The 20299-nt window shown below is 42.0% G+C and carries 16 protein-coding genes and 1 tRNA gene; 10 read left to right on the top strand and 7 right to left on the bottom strand.

Features of this window, described 5'->3' with window-relative positions; translation table 11 throughout:
* Positions 1 to 74 precede the first annotated feature (74 nt).
* Positions 75 to 734 carry a YcxB family protein gene (locus AC5JP1_RS00570; protein ID WP_493842724.1) on the top strand — a complete coding sequence of 220 codons (660 nt, stop codon included), beginning with the start codon at positions 75 to 77 and terminating at the stop codon, positions 732 to 734.
* A gap of 279 nt (positions 735 to 1013) precedes the next feature.
* Positions 1014 to 1499: a Dps family protein gene (locus AC5JP1_RS00565; RefSeq protein ID WP_493842723.1), complete on the top strand. Its 486-nt coding sequence runs from the start codon at positions 1014 to 1016 to the stop codon at positions 1497 to 1499.
* Positions 1500 to 1607: 108 nt separating this feature from the next.
* On the opposite strand, the gene AC5JP1_RS00560 is transcribed toward AC5JP1_RS00565, so the two are convergent.
* From AC5JP1_RS00560 to AC5JP1_RS00550, 3 genes are all read right to left on the bottom strand, one after another.
* Complete coding sequence (locus AC5JP1_RS00560; protein WP_493842722.1) at positions 1608 to 2315, bottom strand: DUF2057 family protein; 708 nt, start codon at positions 2313 to 2315, stop codon at positions 1608 to 1610.
* 103 nt (positions 2316 to 2418) lie between these two features.
* Positions 2419 to 3222 (bottom strand): DnaA regulatory inactivator Hda, encoded by an 804-nt coding sequence (hda, locus tag AC5JP1_RS00555; RefSeq protein ID WP_319051250.1) that lies wholly within the window; start codon positions 3220 to 3222, stop codon positions 2419 to 2421.
* Positions 3223 to 3581: 359 nt separating this feature from the next.
* Positions 3582 to 4688, bottom strand: a complete 1107-nt coding sequence (locus tag AC5JP1_RS00550) for an AI-2E family transporter (protein ID WP_319051251.1) — start codon at positions 4686 to 4688, stop codon at positions 3582 to 3584.
* Positions 4689 to 5155: 467 nt separating this feature from the next.
* Here AC5JP1_RS00550 and purM point away from each other — a divergent pair, with 467 nt between their 5' ends.
* Both purM and purN read left to right on the top strand, forming a co-directional pair.
* Positions 5156 to 6217, top strand: coding sequence for a phosphoribosylformylglycinamidine cyclo-ligase (purM, locus tag AC5JP1_RS00545; RefSeq protein WP_493842721.1), 1062 nt, complete (start codon positions 5156 to 5158; stop codon positions 6215 to 6217).
* Entirely contained in the window at positions 6217 to 6909 is a 693-nt protein-coding gene (gene purN, locus AC5JP1_RS00540) for a phosphoribosylglycinamide formyltransferase (RefSeq protein ID WP_319051253.1), read from the top strand. The genes purM and purN overlap by 1 nt, the downstream gene beginning before the upstream one ends.
* Positions 6910 to 7071: 162 nt before the next feature.
* On the opposite strand, the gene AC5JP1_RS00535 is transcribed toward purN, so the two are convergent.
* Both AC5JP1_RS00535 and AC5JP1_RS00530 read right to left on the bottom strand, forming a co-directional pair.
* Complete coding sequence (locus AC5JP1_RS00535; protein ID WP_493842720.1) at positions 7072 to 8445, bottom strand: NAD-dependent succinate-semialdehyde dehydrogenase; 1374 nt, start codon at positions 8443 to 8445, stop codon at positions 7072 to 7074.
* 322 nt (positions 8446 to 8767) lie between these two features.
* The gene (locus AC5JP1_RS00530; protein ID WP_102078583.1) at positions 8768 to 9757 is read right to left on the bottom strand and encodes a LysR family transcriptional regulator; all 990 of its coding nucleotides are present in this window, start codon (positions 9755 to 9757) and stop codon (positions 8768 to 8770) included.
* A 708-nt stretch (positions 9758 to 10465) separates the two neighbouring features.
* On the opposite strand from AC5JP1_RS00530, the gene AC5JP1_RS00525 reads away from it, so the two are divergent.
* The gene (locus AC5JP1_RS00525; RefSeq protein ID WP_319051255.1) at positions 10466 to 12052 is read left to right on the top strand and encodes an isocitrate lyase; all 1587 of its coding nucleotides are present in this window, start codon (positions 10466 to 10468) and stop codon (positions 12050 to 12052) included.
* Between the two features lie 148 nt (positions 12053 to 12200).
* Positions 12201 to 13778 (top strand): CYTH and CHAD domain-containing protein, encoded by a 1578-nt coding sequence (locus tag AC5JP1_RS00520; protein ID WP_493842719.1) that lies wholly within the window; start codon positions 12201 to 12203, stop codon positions 13776 to 13778.
* A gap of 201 nt (positions 13779 to 13979) precedes the next feature.
* Here AC5JP1_RS00520 and AC5JP1_RS00515 read toward each other — a convergent pair whose 3' ends face one another.
* Complete coding sequence (locus AC5JP1_RS00515; RefSeq protein ID WP_493842718.1) at positions 13980 to 14495, bottom strand: L,D-transpeptidase family protein; 516 nt, start codon at positions 14493 to 14495, stop codon at positions 13980 to 13982.
* 140 nt (positions 14496 to 14635) lie between these two features.
* Here AC5JP1_RS00515 and AC5JP1_RS00510 point away from each other — a divergent pair, with 140 nt between their 5' ends.
* Positions 14636 to 15889: a hypothetical protein gene (locus tag AC5JP1_RS00510; RefSeq protein WP_493842717.1), complete on the top strand. Its 1254-nt coding sequence runs from the start codon at positions 14636 to 14638 to the stop codon at positions 15887 to 15889.
* A 155-nt stretch (positions 15890 to 16044) separates the two neighbouring features.
* Here AC5JP1_RS00510 and AC5JP1_RS00505 read toward each other — a convergent pair whose 3' ends face one another.
* A complete protein-coding gene (locus AC5JP1_RS00505) occupies positions 16045 to 17283 on the bottom strand; it encodes an argininosuccinate synthase (RefSeq protein ID WP_493842716.1) in 1239 nt (412 codons plus the stop codon).
* 338 nt (positions 17284 to 17621) lie between these two features.
* Here AC5JP1_RS00505 and pyrC point away from each other — a divergent pair, with 338 nt between their 5' ends.
* The 3 genes from pyrC (at position 17622) to AC5JP1_RS00490 (ending at position 20241) form a co-directional block, all read left to right on the top strand.
* Positions 17622 to 18692, top strand: coding sequence for a dihydroorotase (gene pyrC, locus AC5JP1_RS00500; protein WP_493842715.1), 1071 nt, complete (start codon positions 17622 to 17624; stop codon positions 18690 to 18692).
* Positions 18693 to 18973: 281 nt separating this feature from the next.
* Positions 18974 to 19633, top strand: coding sequence for a ribonuclease T (gene rnt, locus AC5JP1_RS00495; RefSeq protein ID WP_493844406.1), 660 nt, complete (start codon positions 18974 to 18976; stop codon positions 19631 to 19633).
* Positions 19634 to 20165: 532 nt separating this feature from the next.
* A tRNA-Glu gene (locus AC5JP1_RS00490) sits at positions 20166 to 20241 on the top strand.
* Positions 20242 to 20299: the final 58 nt, after the last annotated feature.

Below are 20299 nucleotides of genomic sequence, written 5' to 3'. Positions count from 1 at the left end.
CCAAGTGGCGCATCATAGCTCGGCTTTGGCGATACAAACCCAACACTTTTAACACAAGTATTTGAGAAACCTTTATGGCCCTGTACCCTTACACGCTCCAACCTGTCGCCTTAAATCTGACTGAGGCGGAATTTCACCAAGCACAGTATGAACTGTTTGCCAGTGCCAGCCCTTCTTTTGGTTTATCAAGCTTTAAGACCAAAGAATGGATCATTATGGCAGTGGTTGTGATACTTGCCATTGCAGGACTCATCTTTGTGACCGGCTACTCAACCATTATATTTTGGTTAATGCTCGTTGGTGTAGTGATTTATCTATTGGCTCGTACGTTGGGTTTCAAATGGTATGTAAAAAGAGAGTTTGAAAAACAAGTCGCCGATCAGGAAATGCCAGATGAGATGAGTCAGATGAAGCTGGGTGTACAAAAGCATGGTTTAGTTATGGCAATGCCAAGCAACCAACCTGATATGATGAAAAACTCACAAATGCGCGGTATGCAGATGCGTGCAGGCGCAACTCAACAAGCCGTTATTCCTTGGACTGCTATCAAAAGCTGGGATGAGACTGACGACTATATCTTTATGATGTTTGAGTTGAAAGGTCAACAAGGCAGCCAAATCGTACCGAAACGCTTGCAAGCGCAGAAATTTCCAATCGACACTGTTCGTCAACATCTACAAGAAGTGGTTCCTGTGAAAGGATTGAACCCTGAAAACTTGCAGCCACCAGCATAGCTGTAATTAGGGCTCTCTATCGTTTAGGACAACGATAGAGAAATTTGATTTTACTTTTATAAAACCAATCGTAAAATTGCATTTATTAAATTTAACTTATTAATTATAGTTTGCTACTATTATAAGCATCAAAAGAAGACAGACATAGAGAAATAGCTGGTATGAACAGTGATCAGTAGAATTGAACCACTTTTTCTACCAACCTGATCTCTATTGATTTAAGCTACCAAAACTCTTCTTTATTACGTATCACAACACTCACATTATAAGGATAATACTATGAGTAATTCTAACAATGCTACTAACCAGATCGGCTTAGAAAAATCAGACATGAGCGAAGTTATTGTACAACTAAATAACTTACTATCGACATACCATGTATTTTATTTGAATGTACGTGGTTACCACTGGAATGTGAAAGGTGAGCACTTTTTTACGCTGCATCCTCAATTTGAAGAGCTATATACTGCTTTACAACTACAGATTGATGAAATTGCCGAGCGTATTTTGACCCTAGGCGGCACACCGCTACATGCTTATAGTGATTTTTCTCAATATACTAGCATCAGTGAAGACAAAAACGTCAAAGATGGCACAACTTGTGTAAAAGGCGTAGTAAACGGTTTGCAAGCCCTAATCACTGAACAGCGCCAAGTATCTTCATTAGCAGCAGAAAGTGATGACCAGGGTACGGCTGACCTTGTAGATGCCTACGTACAAGAACAAGAAAAGTTGGTATGGATGTACAATGCATTTTTGGGTTAATGTTAATAACGATTAATTTTTATTGAACTAAATAACTATCATAATTTAGACAATAAAAAAGCACCTTATTAGGTGCTTTTTTATTGTCTAAATTATGAAAGAAGAAGTTTATTTTTGCATCCATTGACGCATTTTTTCACGCTCTGCAGGCGTTGCTTGTAGCCATACTTGCATAAATGCATCCAATGTATTAGTAGACGTACTTACATTTGCACTTTGCTGGACAGCAGGCGTCGTGCTTGTATTAGCAGTATTGTTGGTTCTTACAACTGGCTGATCCAATGATGCAATCGCGCGCTGGTTCTGTAACTCAGCATCGCCTGCACCGCCGAACACTCCACCTATTGCCTTACCCAGACCTGAAAATAAGCCGCCTTTGTTACCAACCATGCCTTGTTGACTGGCGATAACCGTATTATTTTGTTGTATAGCAAGCGTTGGCTGATTGGCATAATCTTTGGCTGCCTCATAGTCCTCTGGCTGATTAGGCATGGTCAAACGATACGTCTGGTTATCAGCCAGTTGTGCAGTCACGCTGACATTGCCCGAACGTAGGTAGTCATGCTCGTCACGAGGTAAGTTATACAAACGGTCATATTTAGCCGTGATTGCATGCTGACCTGGCTGGAGTGTAAATGTCTTCGTTAGTGGCTGAAACGCACTCTGTTTGATTTCCTGTCCATTAATGGCAGTGACTTTGATATTGTCATCAACCAATACTGTCACTGCTGCCTGTGACGTCATAGAGACCGAAGTGGCACCTACCAATAACGACCCAATAGTTAATTTTTTTAGCAAAGAAATATTCGATTTCATAAGGCGTTCCATTAATAGTAAAAGCATGTTGGATAAACAATTCGTATTCTTACGGTTATTCGTGTTCTGACTGCTAAAATTCTGACTACCAAAATTATAAATACTAAAAATCAAGCGGCATTGTATGTTGATCTTGATCCGTTGTCTCGTTATCTACTTGTGTCTCTTGAGCGATATCAGCAAGCTCTGCTGCAAGCGTCTGCTCATCGATCGTTTTGAGCGCATCACTTATCACTGCTTTTGATATATTGCTACGCCCAAGATTAGAGAACATTGGCTGAATGTAGTTGAGCACGTCCATCATCGCACCAATCCGGTGTGGACCTTCTGTCAATAAATAATCAATGATTCGATCATCAAACTGCCAACCGCGTCGACGCAAGATAGACTGTAGCAACGCTTGCCTGTCTGCCAAATCATGCCCAGTAGGCACTTTAAAGGTAGGCGCTTGTGCCAGACGCGTCAACAAATCCCTCAATTGAAAGGGTAAATCATCAGCAGGTTTATTGGCAGCAAACAACAGCTGACGCTGCCCCTCGCGGCTACGATTGATCAGATGGAATAAGGCTTCTTGCCATTGACTGCTTTGCTCAAGCACTTCTAAATCATCGATAGCAATAAGATCAAAGTTTTCTAAAGAAGATAGTACATGGACATCGGTATGGATCAACTCATTAAGCGACAAGCAGATTGCTGACTTGTCCATCTCAATAAACGATTCGCAAATAGCAGAAAGCAGATGAGACTTACCTGTGGCAGGGCTACCAAACAGATATAGCTGACCAATCAGGCCGACATGTAACTGCCGTACTGCATCAATAATAGACATCCAACCAGGACCGGCAAAGTCGCTGAGACTTGCATCATGCTTAATGTCCAGATTGAGACTTAGCTGTGCTTCTGCCATGAATCATCAACTCGTGTTGCGTAGCGCAATATAAAAGTACAATAGAAAAAGGATAAACTGCTTTAACACTACATTAAGTGCTATTGGCGCCATCCGGTATAAATGTATGTGATAAATATAGTTTTTTGATAGGTCAATTCAATGACTAAAAACATGATGATGAAAAAGCCACTAATGAAATTCAATCTTTATGAAACGATTATCGTAGCGACTGATACTATCAACACTGCGCCTATATATAACATATTTGCAAAATGACTGACAAGTCTTTTACCTACTCAGCCTTGTCGATTATGGCTATATCATAACGCTATGATCATTTACACCCTATTTATCCGGAACATCCAACGCTATAGTATTTACTTCTTTTCAAACAACGCCAGCTGCTTGCGACCTCTATAAAAGTCAGTCGTACGATAATGGGCATACAAATGGCGGAACAATACATTCAAGACAGCAGATACAGGTAGCGCAATTAACATACCAACAAAACCCAATAAACTTGCCCCTGCTAATACCGCAAATATGACCCATAGTGGTGATAGTCCAATCTTATCACCTAATAGCAATGGTTGCAGAATATAGCCTTCTGCGGCTTGTCCAACCAAAAACGCCCCAACAACCAATGACAAATATGTCCAGTTGAGCCCAAACTGAAATAAGCAGGCAATGATAGCGGCGATAAACCCGATACCAAAACCTAAGTAAGGCACAAAACTAGCGATACCGGCTACCATACCGATAATAAGACCAAGCTCCAACCCAATGAGCTGTAACTGTATCGCATAAATAGCACCCAGTAGTACCATCACCAACAACTGACCTTTGATAAAAGCCATTAATGCTTGATCGCATTCTTTTGCGATACCAATAACTTGCTTGCAATAAGGTCCTGGTATGGCCATCTTCCATGTATGCAAACGCTGATCCCAATTAAACAGGAAGTAAAAGGTCAAAATCGGCACCAATACAATAAGGCCTGCATTGTTAATGAAATTCATACTTGACGTTAAAATTTGGCTCATCATGGTACTGGCATCAGCGAACTTATAATTCGTTTGCATATAGTCAACCAATGTATCAGAGAACTCTTTAGACTGTAATTGAGGCAATTGGACACGAGTATTGCTATTAAACCACTCTCGCACAACTTGGTTGTACCAATTAAATATCTTAGGCAGATAATCCCAGGCCGCTTGCAGCTGACTCCATAATGTCGGTATCAACCACCATAATAATAGCGCCATGCCCAATGTGATCGTCGAGTAGACAATAATAATCGCAACCCACCGCTTAAGATATCTCGATAGCCGCTTTACTAAAGGATTAAATAAGTAAGCGAGCATAAAGGCAAAGATGAATGGCACAATCACAGGCAGCATTAGATATAAGAGGAATACAGCCACCACCAGAACCACGACAATGAATAAACGTCGAAAAAAAGGATCTATTGACTGATTCATCATGCTGGATGCTCCTATTATTAAGCGGGTTTGAGATAGTGACAAAGCTTGAGACAACAGCGATTTATTAAATGATTGTGTACTTTTTGGTCAAAGAACTCGGTATGTAATCGACGAGCATCTTTAACAAGATTTTTTTGATATGGCTGTGTATTCTTTGGTGCTCATCGACTGACATACTAATGATACTTAAATCATCATTTAGACAATCATTAGCAATAAATTTAGCGTTCTATTATCGCAGAATCCAACGAAGAATCAGTCATTTTTTGTTTCTTAGCAACTTATTTGCCACTTAATGCAAAACTTAGCCAAATATCGGTAAGTTGCTTTGCGAGTACGGTCTATTTTTGGGTATAATGCGCCCACTGTTTGTAAACTTTGCCTTTAAACTTTATAGCGCTGATTGTAGCGTGATTGACTCCCTTACTTTTTAATCCCAATTATCTACCCCCAACTGTGAGATGACTATGAGTGACAAGCCTTCTTTAAGCTACAAAGACGCCGGCGTTGATATCGATGCAGGTGATGCTTTGGTTCAGCGTATCAAGTCCGTTGCAAAAGCCACTACTCGTCCTGAAGTCGTGGGTGGACTTGGCGGTTTTGGTGCGTTGTGCCGTATCCCAACAGGTTATACCTCGCCACTATTAGTTTCTGGTACTGATGGCGTGGGCACCAAACTAAAACTAGCATTACAACTCAACCGTCATGACACTATTGGTATTGATTTGGTCGCGATGTGCGTCAATGATCTATTGGTTTGCGGTGCAGAGCCATTATTCTTTTTAGATTATTATGCAACTGGCAAGCTGGATGTCGATGTTGCGGCGACGGTTGTGACTGGTATTGGTGATGGTTGCAAACTAGCTAACTGTGCGCTCATCGGTGGTGAAACTGCTGAAATGCCAGGCATGTACCAAGACGACGACTATGATCTCGCTGGATTTTGTGTGGGCGTGGTTGAAGAAGCAGAAGTCGTCACTGGTGAAAATGTCGTAGAAGGTGATGTACTGATTGCACTTGCCTCGAGTGGCGCACACTCAAACGGCTATTCACTGGTACGAAAAGTTATCGAAGTCAGCGGTGTTGACGTGACCAATAGCGATGAGCAATTAGATGGTCAGCCTATTCAAGACGCTCTCATGGCGCCTACTCGTATCTATGTAAAAGCCATCAAGGCGCTACAAGATACTCTTGGTAGCTCAGCGCTTCATGCGATGTCACATATCACAGGTGGCGGCTTAACAGATAACTTACCACGCGTATTGCCTGATGACCTAGCGGCCAGCATTAATACAAACAGCTGGCAGTTCTCAGAACTGTTCACTTGGCTACAGACCCAAGGTAATATCGCGCAAAGTGAAATGTACCGCACATTCAACTGCGGCGTTGGTTTTGTCATTGTCGTTCCTAAAAACAAAGCAGAAGCAGCTATCAAGACATTGACTGACGCTGGCGAAAACGCTTGGCAATTGGGTGAAATGATCAAACGTAGCACTGATGACCAAGCGGATGCGGTGGTATACCGTTAATGTCTATTGATCAGACAAGCCAGCCTATCAAGCCATTACGTATTGCTGTTTTGGTATCAGGGAGTGGTAGTAACCTACAAGTGCTGATAGATGCTATGCAAGCAGGTGCGCTACCGATAGAAATTGTCGGCGTCATTAGTAATCGCGAAGATGCTTATGCATTGACACGTGCTAAAGATGCCAATATTCCAGTTGCTGTTTTGTCGCACGTTGCGAGTGGCAAACGCATGGGCATCAAGACCTTTGAAGCCCATGCCAATGAGCAGCTTGTCGCATGGCAACCAGATCTGATTGTTTTGGCTGGATTTATGCGGGTATTGAGCGGTTCATTTATCGATAATGTACCAGCACCCATGATTAATTTACATCCATCTCTACTTCCCGTTTATAAAGGTTTAGAGACTCATAGACGAGTCATACAAGCGGGTGATCGTTATCATGGCTGTAGTATTCACAAAGTGACAGCCGAGCTGGATGCAGGTCAAGTGCTGACGCAAGCAGTACTAAGTGTCGGTAACAGTGATACAGCGGAGTGTTTACAGTCACGGGTACAGAAGCTTGAGCATCAGCTACTACCGTGGACGATATTACTACTGGCAAAGAATGTATTATCCCTTGAAGTAAATAATACTTCATCACAAGCTAAGCAATATTTACCAACCCTACCATTGCAATTACTCATTGACGAATAAGAATGTTGGTGCATTGATATATAATAATATCAATTACTTGAGCTATTACTTTTGAATTACATAAAGAAAAGCCCAGTCACTCATTATGAGTCACTGGGCTTTTTTTGATGACCATTTACAAACTAAATCATAAATGATCGCTTATCACGCTTACACGGCATTTTAAAATACATGAACTGCTTTAATGTTAACAAACTCTTTGATACCAAATCCACCATGCTCACGACCGTAGCCTGAATCTTTTACGCCACCAAATGGTAGTGCAGGATTTGCTAAGCCATAGCCATTGACATAGACCATACCTGTATCGAACTGCTCACGAGCCAAGCGCACTGCTTTTTCTTCGTCTTTTGAGAATATTGCGCCGCCTAGGCCGTAACGACTGTCGTTAGCAATACGCATTGCGTCGTCTTCATCTTTGGCACGAATTAGTGATGCTACAGGGCCAAATAATTCGTCGTCATAGGCAGGCTGACCTTTCTCGACATTTTCTAAGATAGTTGCTGGATAGAAGCTACCTTTACCTTCTGGTACTTTACCACCAACGGCAATCGTTGCACCTTTCGCTACACTTTGTTCTACTTGCTCATGCAGCTGATCTCGCAAGTCTGCACGTGCTAATGGACCGATGTCTGAACTGTCATCCATTGGGTCACCAGATTTGGTACCTTCAAACTTCTCTACGATACGCTTGCGAAATTCATCATATACGCTGTCAACTACAATGAAACGCTTCGCTGCTACGCAAGTTTCACCATTGTTGATCAAGCGAGCTTGAGTACAAGTTTCCACAGCGGTATCTATGTCTGCATCTTCTAAAACGATGAAAGCATCGTTAGAACCAAGCTCTAATACAGCTTTTTTGATTGCTTTGGCTGCTTGTTGTCCAACGATACGGCCGGCATCATCACTACCAGTCAGCGTCACACCGCGTACTTTATCGTTTCCGATTAGCTCTTCTGATTGATCATGATCAATCAAGATGGTGCGGAATAAATCATTTGGTAATTCTGATTCATGAAGAATCTTTTCAATCAATAAACCTGAGCCAGTGACGTTAGAAGCATGTTTTAGCAATACACTGTTGCCAGCCATCAGGTTAGCAATCGTATAACGGAACACCTGATACGCTGGAAAATTCCAAGGCTGCATACCATAGATGATACCAATCGGTTGATATGTCACAAGACCTTTTTTCATGCCTTCGATATCACGTACATCATCAGCTAAAGAAGCAACACCATTTTCAGCTGTGTAGTCGCAAATCGCTTTGCACAGACCTAACTCTTGTACGCTTTGGCTATATAGCTTACCGCGCTCTTCAGTCATGAGCTTAGACAACTCTTCTTTATACTCCATCAGTTTGTCACCGATAGTTTTGATAATACGTCCACGCTCTTCGTGGCTCACATTACGCCACTCTAAAAACGCATTATGAGAAGCCTCAACAATTTTGTTGACTTCTTCATTACTCATGTAGTCGTAGTTTTTAATGTCTTCACCAGTAGCGGGGTTTACAGTAGTAATATCTGACATATTATTGTCCTTGTTATTTGATTTTATGTGTTTGTATAGTTTTATGTGCTTGGTTATTCTGTATTTAGTAGCAGTGCTACTTTTGATTTTTAATTATTTATTGTTACATCGATAGCGGCGTTCGTTAATCACTCGTTCTCTATCTGCAGATATATTACCAAGTGTGGACGGCGAAGAGTTTTACAATATATTGTAAAGTGTGTTGAAGATGTTAAGAGTGTGACCGTCTTATTAAGAACGGCTAAATATTAGAAAAGACTTTATAGCAGATCTAAACAAAAAGACCAGCCTAGTGGCTGGTCTATATAGAACAATCGAGTTTTTAAAACAGATGGTTGATAACCGGTATTTCCTGTGGTGGGTTTTCTTCTTCAGCTACTACTTGGCGTGCTACATGCATGATGAGCTGACGTAACCATCGATGCGCCGGATGATGCTGCAGCAGTGGTGACCAAGCCATCGTCAGCTCAAATTCAGGAATAAAAAACGGCGGATCTTCCATCATAATGCTGTCGTTGTTGGCTTGCATTCTCGCCACACGGGTGGGCAATGTTGCTATCAAATCTTTATTTGCTGCAAGCATGGCTGGCATCTGATAATGACGAGTAAACACACTAATTTGGCGTTTTTGCCCAAGGCGCTGCAAGGCCTGATCGATTGATCCAAGTCCACCTGATTTTTCTGGATTAACACCGAAGCCCACTCCCATACCTGTCTTAGATACCCAGACATGCTGCGCTTTTAGATAATTTTTTAGATTAAAACGGTTGGCATAAGGACTCTCAGAAGATAATAGACAACTAAACGTATCACGCCATACCAGCACCTGATGGAAGCTTTGCGGTATCTCATTAAAACGGTTGATTGCCAAATCAACACGCCCTTGCTCCATATCACGATAAGAGACATCTGATGGGGTCAAAAAGTCCAAAATAACATTGGGCGCCTCAGAGCGTAGCGCTTTTACGAGCTTGGGTACCAAGGTCGCTTCGGCATAGTCTGAGGTCATGATACGAAACACACGTGACGTACTATAAGGACGGAACTCAGTACGCGGCTCTAGGACTTGAGTCAGGTCAGCGAGTATCTCCCGAATACGCGGCTGTAGCTCAAGGGCGCGCTCAGTCGGTGTCATACCTTCAGATGAGCGCACCAGTAGCGGATCATTAAATAACTTGCGTAAACGCCGCAAAATATTACTCATGGCAGGCTGGGTAATACCAAGCTGCTCTGCTGCGCGAGTGACGTTTTTTTCTCGTAGCAACACATCTAAATGGACTAATAAATTTAAATCAACCCGCTGCAAATTCATATCTATTTCTCTTGGCTTTTGAATAAGTACTACTGCAAGTTTGGTATTCTCAATGCTGTAATGGCTAGTACTGTAATAGTTAATGCTGTGATGACAGATTGCGGTTTATAACAGCACTAGTCTTACAATTTTTTATTGATCTTGCTATACCAATCGCTAGGTATAACCCAATTCACCTATCGCAACATACTGTTATACATGCATTATAACCTATAAAAATACTAAAGATAACTATCATAAATTAGATAAATCTTGGTAAGACAGTTATAGTAAGTTCCATAAAGGATTTGCGAAAAAAAATAATCAAGTTGAGTTTTATGAGCTGAGTGCAGGCCAAAAAAACTCAATAGCAACTCAATAACTAAGTAGCATATTAATAGTTTTTATTAGCAGTGAAACATTACCAAGCGACTGTATTATTGTAACATCTCTTGTTACCCATTATGACATCGCTGCCCATTAAATACTGATCTGCCTTAGCGATAAACGAATTATCATCTATAAGATAGTCATTATTTTCAACTGCTGAGTTTAGCAATTCCCTTGTATTAGTGCATCGGTTTGTTTAGGGTAAATAGAACTTAGACAGATTAGTAATGACCCAAATTCTACATATAGCTTTGTTAGTTTAATAAGAATCTTAGTAATAAACGTTTTTATTACTTTAATAATTAACTTATTTTTTACACCCCACCAAGGAGACTATAGATGTCAACTGCATATAAATCAGCGATCGACTTAGTACGTGAATTGAAGCAAAAGCACGGCAACTGGCAAAACATTAGCGAAGTTGATGCTGCACGTATGATGTCACAAAACCGTTTTAAGACGGGCTTGGATATCGCAAAATATACTGCAAAAATCATGCGTCAAGACATGGAAGATTATGACAATGATACGTCTCAGTACACGCAGTCTTTAGGTGCATGGCATGGTTTTGTAGCACAGCAAACTATGTATGCTAAGAAAAAATATTTCGGTACAACCTCTAAAACTTACATCTACCTTTCAGGTTGGATGGTAGCTGCCCTACGTTCTGAGTTTGGTCCTCTACCTGACCAATCTATGCATGAAAAAACATCAGTACCTAAGCTAATCGAAGAGATCTACACGTTCTTACGTCAAGCTGATGCTAAAGTATTGAACGACTACTTCCGTGAGTTAAACGCTGCTGAAGAAGCGGGTCAAGATACTTCAGCTATCCTAGAAAAAATCGAAAACTTTGATTCACATGTGGTGCCAATCATTGCTGATATCGATGCAGGTTTCGGTAACGAAGAAGCCACTTACCTATTGACTAAGCAAATGATCGAAGCTGGTGCTTGTGCCATTCAGGTTGAAAACCAAGTATCTGATGCTAAACAATGTGGTCACCAGGCTGGTAAAGTAACGGTTCCACATGAAGACTTCATCTCTAAGCTAAACGCTATTCGTTATGCATTCCTAGAGCTTGGTGTTGAAGATGGTGTTATCGTTGCTCGTACTGATAGTGAAGGCGCATCACTAACGCAAAAAATCCCAGTATCAAATGAACCAGGTGATCTTGCTTCTAAGTACATCGACTTCATCGAAATGGAAGAAGTATCTCTTGAAGATGCAAAAGAAAACGACAGCTTGCTTAAGCACAACGGTAAACTAGTACGTCCAGTTCGTTTGCCTAACGGTCTATATCAATTCCGTGAAGAAACTAACATCGACCGCGTTGTACTTGACTGTGTAACTGCTCTAGAAAACGGTGCTGATCTACTATGGATCGAAACACCTACGCCAGACGTTGCACACATCAAATCAATGGTTGACCGTATTAAAGAGCAACAGCCTAAAGCGAAGCTTGTATACAACAACAGCCCATCATTCAACTGGACGCTTAACTTCCGTAAGCAAGTTATCGCACAGTGGGAAGAAGAAGGTAAAGACATCTCTAGCTACAATAAAGATGACTTGATGAGTGCTGATTATGATGGTACAGAGCTTGATGCAGCAGCTGATGTTGCCGCTAAGAACTTCCAACGTGATGCATCACGTGAAGCTGGTGTATTCCATCACTTAATCACGCTACCGACTTACCACACAACTGCTCTTAGCGTTCATGAACTTGCTAAAGGTTACTTCGGTGAAGAAGGTATGCTTGCTTATGCAGCTGGCGTACAGCGTAAAGAAATCCGCGAAGGCATCTCTTGTGTTAAGCACCAAGCAATGGCCGGTTCTGACCTTGGCGATGATCACAAAGAAATCTTCTCTGGTGATAACGCACTAAAAGCTGGTGGTGGCAAAAACACGATGAACCAGTTCTAATAACTGACAGATTAGCAGTATTTATCAAAAAACCGCCCTACGTCATGTAGGGCGGTTTTTTATTGCGGTTTAAATAATCAGAGAATGGTAGACTAATAGTAATAAAGCTATCAATCAGAGCCGTCAGTCAGAATTATTAGGAGCCAATATGCAAGAGATAGAGCTGAAGTTTTTGGTACCAGAGTCACGCCTAAAAGGTTTAATGCGTCAAGCAAAAGTTAAATCTTCCCAAGTGACGCAACTGGCTGCACATTACTATGATACGCCTGACCAGCAGCTTGCACAGGCAGGCATTGGTTTGCGCATTCGAAAAGAAAACGATACTTGGGTCCAAACCATCAAAGCCGCTGGTGACGGTATTGCTGCTCGCTTAGAGCACAATGCTGTACTCGATAATGAGCAAGTACAAGCGATGCTCGACGATAATGAATTGATGCCTGATTTAACGATATATGAAGACACCTCGGTCGCCCCTGCACTGGCGGACTTTAAGCTCAAAAAACTACAAAAATTATTGACTCGGTTGTATGTTACTGATGTACAGCGCACTACGCGGTTGCTAACAGAAACTAGTGATGACGATATAAACAGCTGTATCGAAGTGGCCTATGATCAGGGGGAGATTATTCATGGCACTGATAAGAATCAGCGAAAAACCATTCAAGAAATAGAGTTCGAACTGGTGTCAGGAGATATAGACTTTTTGTTTATGACAGCAAAAACATGGTGTAAACGCTACAAGCTGTGTCTATCTACCGTAACCAAAGCTGAGAATGGTGGCTTATTGATCAATGAACAAGACCATAGTCCAGCCGTTGATGCCGATCTTAACCAGCTCCAAGTAGATAAAGACAGTAGCGCGCCCGCCTTCATAAGATCAGTAGTACATAACTGTCTATTACAGATATTGCCCAATAGCAGTGCTATCATCGCTGGAAGCACTGATCACGAGCATATTTTACAGCTAAGAGTTGGGGTAGATCGCCTGCATGCTGCCCTAGACGCATTTGCTGATTTCTCTGATGAGGTCAACCCTGAATGGCTTTCGATACTGAGACAAACGGCAAATTTGCTTGGCACTTATTATCAACTTGCTTATATTGGTTCACATATCGAGCCTGCGCTACAGGCACTCGGCGCGCCTGCTGTTGACTGGACGACAGATATCGAAGATATAAAAATCACACCTATCAATACGCTGCAAGCCAATGATTTTCAGATCACTTTGTTAGAGTTGATTGCTTTTACTATGAGTGATCCAAGCATTGAGCCTCACACTGATCAGCTTGCCTGCGATAAGTTGGCAAAGATTCTAACTAAACAGTATAAAAAGTGCATTAAAACCAGTAAAAAAATTGAGGCATTCAGCAGGCTTGATGACAATGACGATATAGATGAAGACGTGGTTAATGACAGTCAATCAGAAGACAAGTTGTGCAATCATCTAAAAGAGCTGCGCTACGTTAGTGAATTTTCTATTCCCTTGCTAAGTAAGAAAAAATCTAAGAAAAAAACCAAACGTTGGCTAAAGCGGCTGGCTAAAGCGCAAGCAGCATTAGCACAGCGCAATGATGATAGCAAATATCATGCGTTTTATGCTCTAAAATCAGCCACAGATACGAACGCATTATATGGAGCAGGTTGGTTTGCCGCCATGCTTACTGATGACCCCAGTTATATTGAAGCACGTTTGGCTAAATTCAAAGATAGCGCTACGTTTTGGTAAAGTTGTCATCTAGCACTGATGCTAATGACGATACTAACAACGATAGAAAAGACAGCTTACTTAATACGAGCTGTCTTTTTTATCGTCCATTTTTCCTGTTTAGTAGCCTCTCTCATCGTCGAATGCTCAGTATTAGTGGTTATGACTAGAATCATATGACTATAAGACTTTCTTATCTAAAGATAAGTTATCCACTGACAGTCAATTGGGCACGATGGTTACCGGCGTACCCTCTTCGACTTGTTCAAACAATTCAACAATATCTTTATTGCGCATACGCACACAACCATGTGACAACGGTATGCCCATCGGCTCGGTATCAGGTGTACCATGAATATAGATGTACCGATCATAAGTATCACAGCCGCCTTGGCTGTTGCTGCCTTTGTTTGATCCTTCTTCCAATCCGCTTAGCCATAGGATACGGCTCAGTATCCAATCGCGGTTGGGGTGACGCGTACCCAGCTCATCATCATATATTTCACCAGTTGGTACACGTCCTACAAACACGGCACTCATGGGCTCACTACCCCCTATTTTCATCTCGATAATATGCTTACCCAGTGGCGTACATCCACTATCCTGCTGACTTCCGATACCGTTTTTTGCAGTCGATATCGTGTATCGTGCAGTCTCAGCGTGCTGCTGATAAACCGTTAACGTTTGCTCAGCAATATTGATCACCAACTGCTGATCAGGTGTTTTGTTATGAGTCATAAATGTATCCAACGATCAGTCATTAATAAGATTACCATTAGCATAATCCGTAAGATGATTAAAAATTTCTATTATTAAGGGATTGTATCAAGGCATTGGGCACCGTAAGATAGGGGCACACTTTTTGATGCTAGCAGATTATGACGACTATTTCACCGACACGTGTGTCGATGTATGATTTTTTATATCATGATACCAAGCCAATGCTGTCGCTATTGGCTGATGCCTCACAGCTCTCGTTGCCACAAGCGCGCTTGGCAATGGATGCCAGCCTACAAGCAATTCTAAGTGCGCTACTTGCCTATCAGCAGCAGCATCAAGGACAGGTACTTAGCAAAAGACTCTTCGGACGTGCTGCTGTCAAAGAATTGCGACAGTATAACTCTATGAATTTTGCAACCATGAAGGCAACACTATATCACCGTCACGATGCTGCAGATGCTGTATTTAGTGACAATGCACGTGTCATAAAAGCGAGCGATCATATTGCTGAAAAAATTGGTGCCACGACGCAACAAGTTCAGATTTTACTTACCTCTTTGTGCGTGATTGTGCTGCGCGAATTGGCTATTCTGGCAGAATATAGCCAACTTGATAATGACGAGCGAAATAAATGGTTTGCTATGCAGCCACAGTTTTTGTCAGCAGCAAGATTTAGTACAGATGAGGTGCAAGCAATACCCGCTGAGACAGAAAATATCGATAATGAGCCTGATACGCTGACAGAGCGCTCAGATAATAGTGTAGATAGCGCCGCAGAGCTCACACTATTAAACACTGAGCAACTATCAGGTACGCCGCCGCCATTTGATACTTACTGGTACGAGTTGACTGGATTTAAGCCTGAAAACTATGAGCCTGTACAGGACATGCAGTTAGCAACTGGCAATTACTTAAAAGCCATTGGCCGCTCACCTGATAATTTACAGCAAGGTCGCCATAACGACATGCTGGTCTTTACAGAGATGCATGCAGTTGTATTACCGCATCAACGCTGGCTATTACAATTGGCGAAGATCTCTGATATCTATCTTAGTCGGAATCGACTGCGTGTTAACTCTGAACCTGCCAACCCGCCCAAGCCGCCTTTGGTAAGTTTAGGTTTGATCGGTGGTAATCACGATAATACCCCGACGACGACAAGTGAGAAGCCCATAGAGTATGAGAAATCTACACCGCTTTGGAAAAACCCTGTCATTCTCATCATCATACTGGTCATCGGTGTGCTTGGTGCGCTCGCTGCTCTCAAATATCAATCGCAAAAGTCTGATGGACTCATACTGGCCACCGAAGAAGTATTAGAACAAGATGCTATTGAAGAGCGTCAGCAGCAGGATGTTGCTATTGTCATGGTAGATGATGAAGATTCTGACACTACAGAAGCGGCTGAGTAGGTATTTACTCTCGACAAATTTGTGTTCGAAAAACTCAAGGCAGAATCATGAGTAATACAATAAAAAGTGACTAGCAATAAAAAAAGAGGCTCTATATTAATAGAGCCTCTTTTTTGTGTGTCATTCAAATTAGCCAATAGATAGGACAGGCAAATCTATTTTGATAAATCGCGACCACGGCTAGCTTCGATAGCTAAGCGTAGACCATTTAGACGAATAAAGCCTTCTGCATCTTTTTGATCATAAGCGCCCGCATCATCTTCGAAAGTGGCGATTTTTTCGTCAAATAATGAGTCGTTTGACTTACGGCCAACGACACTCACGCTCCCTTTATATAGTTTTACACGTACAGTACCGTTGACGTATTCTTGTGATTTGTCAATCAATGCCTGAAGCATCATACGCTCAGGGCTAAACCAGTAGCCATTATAGATAATTTTTGCATAGCGTGGCATGAGCTCATCTTTTAGATGTGCTGCCTCACGGTCAAGCGTTAACGACTCAATGCCGCGATGCGCTTTTAGCATAATCGTACCTGCTGGCGTCTCATAACAGCCACGTGATTTCATACCGACATAACGGTTTTCAACGATATCTAAACGACCGATACCATGTTTTCCGCCCAGTTCATTCAGCTTGATCATTACTTCATACGGCTTGAGCGTCTCACCATCGATAGCAACGATATCACCTTTTTCGTATTCTATTTCTAAATATTGTGCTTCATCAGGTGCTGCTTCTGGGCTAACAGACCAGCGCCACATGTCTTCTTCTGCTTCGGTATATGGCTCTTCTAAAATACCACCTTCAAAAGAGATGTGAAGTAGGTTAGCATCCATTGAATAAGGCGATTTTTTCTTGTTGCCAGCGTAATCAATAGCAATATTATGCTCTTCAGCATATCTCATTAAGCTTTCACGGCTTGACAAGTCCCACTCACGCCAAGGGGCAATGGTGACCACGTCTGGAGACAGAGCAACTGCACCCAGCTCAAAACGAACCTGGTCATTACCTTTACCAGTTGCACCATGGCTGATAGCGTCGGCGTTGTGTTCTTTGGCAATCTCAACCAAACGCTTAGCAATCAATGGACGGGCGATAGACGTACCGAGTAAGTATTCACCTTCATAGATGGCATTGGCACGGAACATAGGGAATACATAGTCACGAGCGAACTCTTCGCGCAAGTCTTCAATATGAATATGCTTGATACCCATCGCTTGAGCTTTGGCTCGTGCTGGCTCAACTTCTTCGCCTTGTCCGATATCAGCGGTAAAAGTGATCACTTCCGCATCATAGGTTTCTTGCAGCCATTTAGCGATGATTGAGGTATCAAGACCACCTGAATATGCCAATACGATTTTATTAATATTTTTTGGATCAAGTTGAGCCATGAAAAACTCCTGTTATGAGAATGTAGTTTTGGGAAACGCGCTAAGATCAAATCGAAAGCAAATTGAAATACAATTACCCGCTCAGTGTACATCATATTTACTATAGGCAAAAGTCTAACTGCCACACAGCGTACGGTTTTAGCTCAATTTTCAAACCATACCATTTCCTAATCCCAGCACTTATATTTTATGTGATGAAAAAAACCAAATAACGTTCCCTAAATTATGTACAGATATTTAGCCTTATATTTAGTCAAGTGAGCAAATCTGTTATGATAGGCACACAGCATCACTCCCTTTTGTTTCCTTTATTTGACGATATAGAGCGCTTTGACACTATGACTGATTCGATTAGAGAATTGACCATCCTTCAACCAGATGACTGGCATATTCACTTGCGTGACGATCTAGCATTGAGCACGACCGTACCTCATGCAGCAAGTAGTTTCAACCGCGTGATCTGTATGCCAAATCTGGTACCACCTGTCAAAAATGCTCATGATGCGCAGGCCTACCGTACGCGTATTATGGATCAGTTAGCCGCCAGTGACTTGAGTCTGGAGCGAAAATCGGCTTTTGATCCACGTATGACTTTATATTTGACTGATAATACCACTGCTCAAGATATTGAGTTGGCAGCACAGTCAGGCATCGTACAAGCTGTCAAACTGTATCCAGCTGGGGCGACTACCAACTCTGCCGATGGCGTCACTAATATCAACGCTTGTGTCGATATATTTGAAGCATTAGAAAAGCACAACTTACCACTATTGATACATGGCGAAGTCACCCAAGACCACGTAGATATCTTTGATCGCGAAAAACGTTTCTTAGATGAAGTGTTGGCTCAGATCATCGTCAAATTCCCCACACTAAAAATCGTGGTAGAGCATATCACCACCAGCGATGCTGCGGATTTTGTATTGTCCCAAGGCAACCATGTTGCAGCGACTATCACGCCGCAACATTTGATGTTCAATCGCAATCATCTGTTGGTTGGCGGTATCAAGCCACATTTTTATTGCTTGCCTATTCTGAAACGTGAAAGCCATCAAAAGGTGCTGCTGGATGTTGCAACCAGTGGTAATCCGAAATTCTTCCTAGGCACCGACTCTGCGCCACATGCAACGGATAAAAAAGAAGCCGCTTGTGGCTGTGCTGGCTGCTATAGTGCAGCGACTGCCCTACCGTTATACGCCACTGCTTTTGATAGTGTGGGAAAAATAGACAAGCTAGAGGGGTTCGCCAGTCGTTTTGGTCCGCAATTCTATGGTCTACCTCTAAACGAGAGTACCATTACACTCGTTAACACCCCTATGCAAGTGCCAACTGACTATCCTTATTTTGATGGTGCTTCTCTGACGCCGCTTATGGCAGGTGAAACATTGCCTTGGTCTCTAAAGGCATAGTGATCGCAGATTTTAGCACTTATAAAGAGATCTATTAACATCATGATATTAACGATGCCTTTGTACTATATTATTTAGTATTAAAGGCATTATTAATATCATAGGATGCTTGTTTCTTATTCAATATACCAGTACGACTGATAAAAGTGATTTAACTTGATATGACCAACCAAAATACAGTAACTTTGCCAAGCGAAGAGTTATCAAACCCTACTGACACAAGCCTCAATGTGACTGTAAATACTGCGGCGGATGACAAGGTAGATGACGAACACGCACCTATGCGTTTAAAAGATCGTTTTCGCAAATTTTTACCTGTTGTCGTCGATGTTGAAACAGCGGGTTTTAATGCCCAGACTGATGCGCTACTAGAAATCGCCTGTATTCCTGTGCTACTTGATGAGCAAGGTGTATTTTATCCGGGCGAGGCACTTAATGCTCACGTTGAGCCGTTTGAAGGAGCAAATTTAGAACCAAGTGCTCTTGCCTTTACTGGTATTGATCCTAATAATCCCATGCGTAAAGCCATTGCTGAAGACGAAAAGTCTGCCTTGCGCCGTATTTTCAAGGGATTAAAAGATGTGCGGCGTGAGGAAGACTGTCGTCAGTGTGTCTTAATTGGTCACAATGCGCATTTTGACTTGGCATTTTTGAACGCTGCCGTATTACGTACCAATAGTAAAAACCACAATCCTTTTCACAACTTTTCAGTATTTGATACCGTGACTTTATCCGCACTGGCATTTGGTCAAACTGTGCTAGCACGTGCTTGCAAAGCAGCAGGGCTTGAATTCGATGGTAAAAACGCACACTCAGCACTATATGATACTCAAAAAACTGCTGAGCTGTTCTGCCACATACTCAACCATTACCCTATGTTGGCCAATGCCATGCATAATGAAGACGCCAAAGAAGAATCAGCCGACAATAATAGTGAATAAGTCACATATCATGTATTGCCAACCACACGTAATAGTGCTATTTGTAATACTTGATGACTTTGACATCTTGATTTGATAATCAATAGGGATATGATTGATATCACGATAAGCAGGCGGGATTACTTTTATGACAGTAAGTATCATATTCTAGGATGAACAATATGATTAACTTATAGTGAAATATCGCTTTTGAGCGATACAGTTATATCCTATAGATGATTTGAGTTGCTCACACTGTCTTGGTAGCCAATACTACTAAGACCTAATTGGAGGGACTTCATTATGGATCCACAACTGAAACTATGGGGGACTATCATTGGTTATATGCTACTTGCTTTGACCATCAGCGCTTGTACTTCTTTATGGATTCGACATCATTTAAAGCGTAAAGACCTACACCCTCGCCGTGCAATTAAAAAAAGATATTTAATTTTAAAAAGACGTAGAAAAAGGCTTGACAGGAAGCGCCGACGCTATTAAAATACGCACCACTTCAGCATAAACGGTGAAAGCAGTTGGAGTGTTGTTACTAGTCCCCATCGTCTAGAGGCCTAGGACACCGCCCTTTCACGGCGGTAACGGGGGTTCGAATCCCCCTGGGGACGCCACTATTCGGCGTCACTTATTAGCACAAATACTTAGTATTCGATTAGACTAATAAGCGTA

This window comes from Psychrobacter sp. H29 (assembly GCF_059073055.1).
This window is presented reverse-complemented; position numbering and strand designations above follow the sequence as displayed.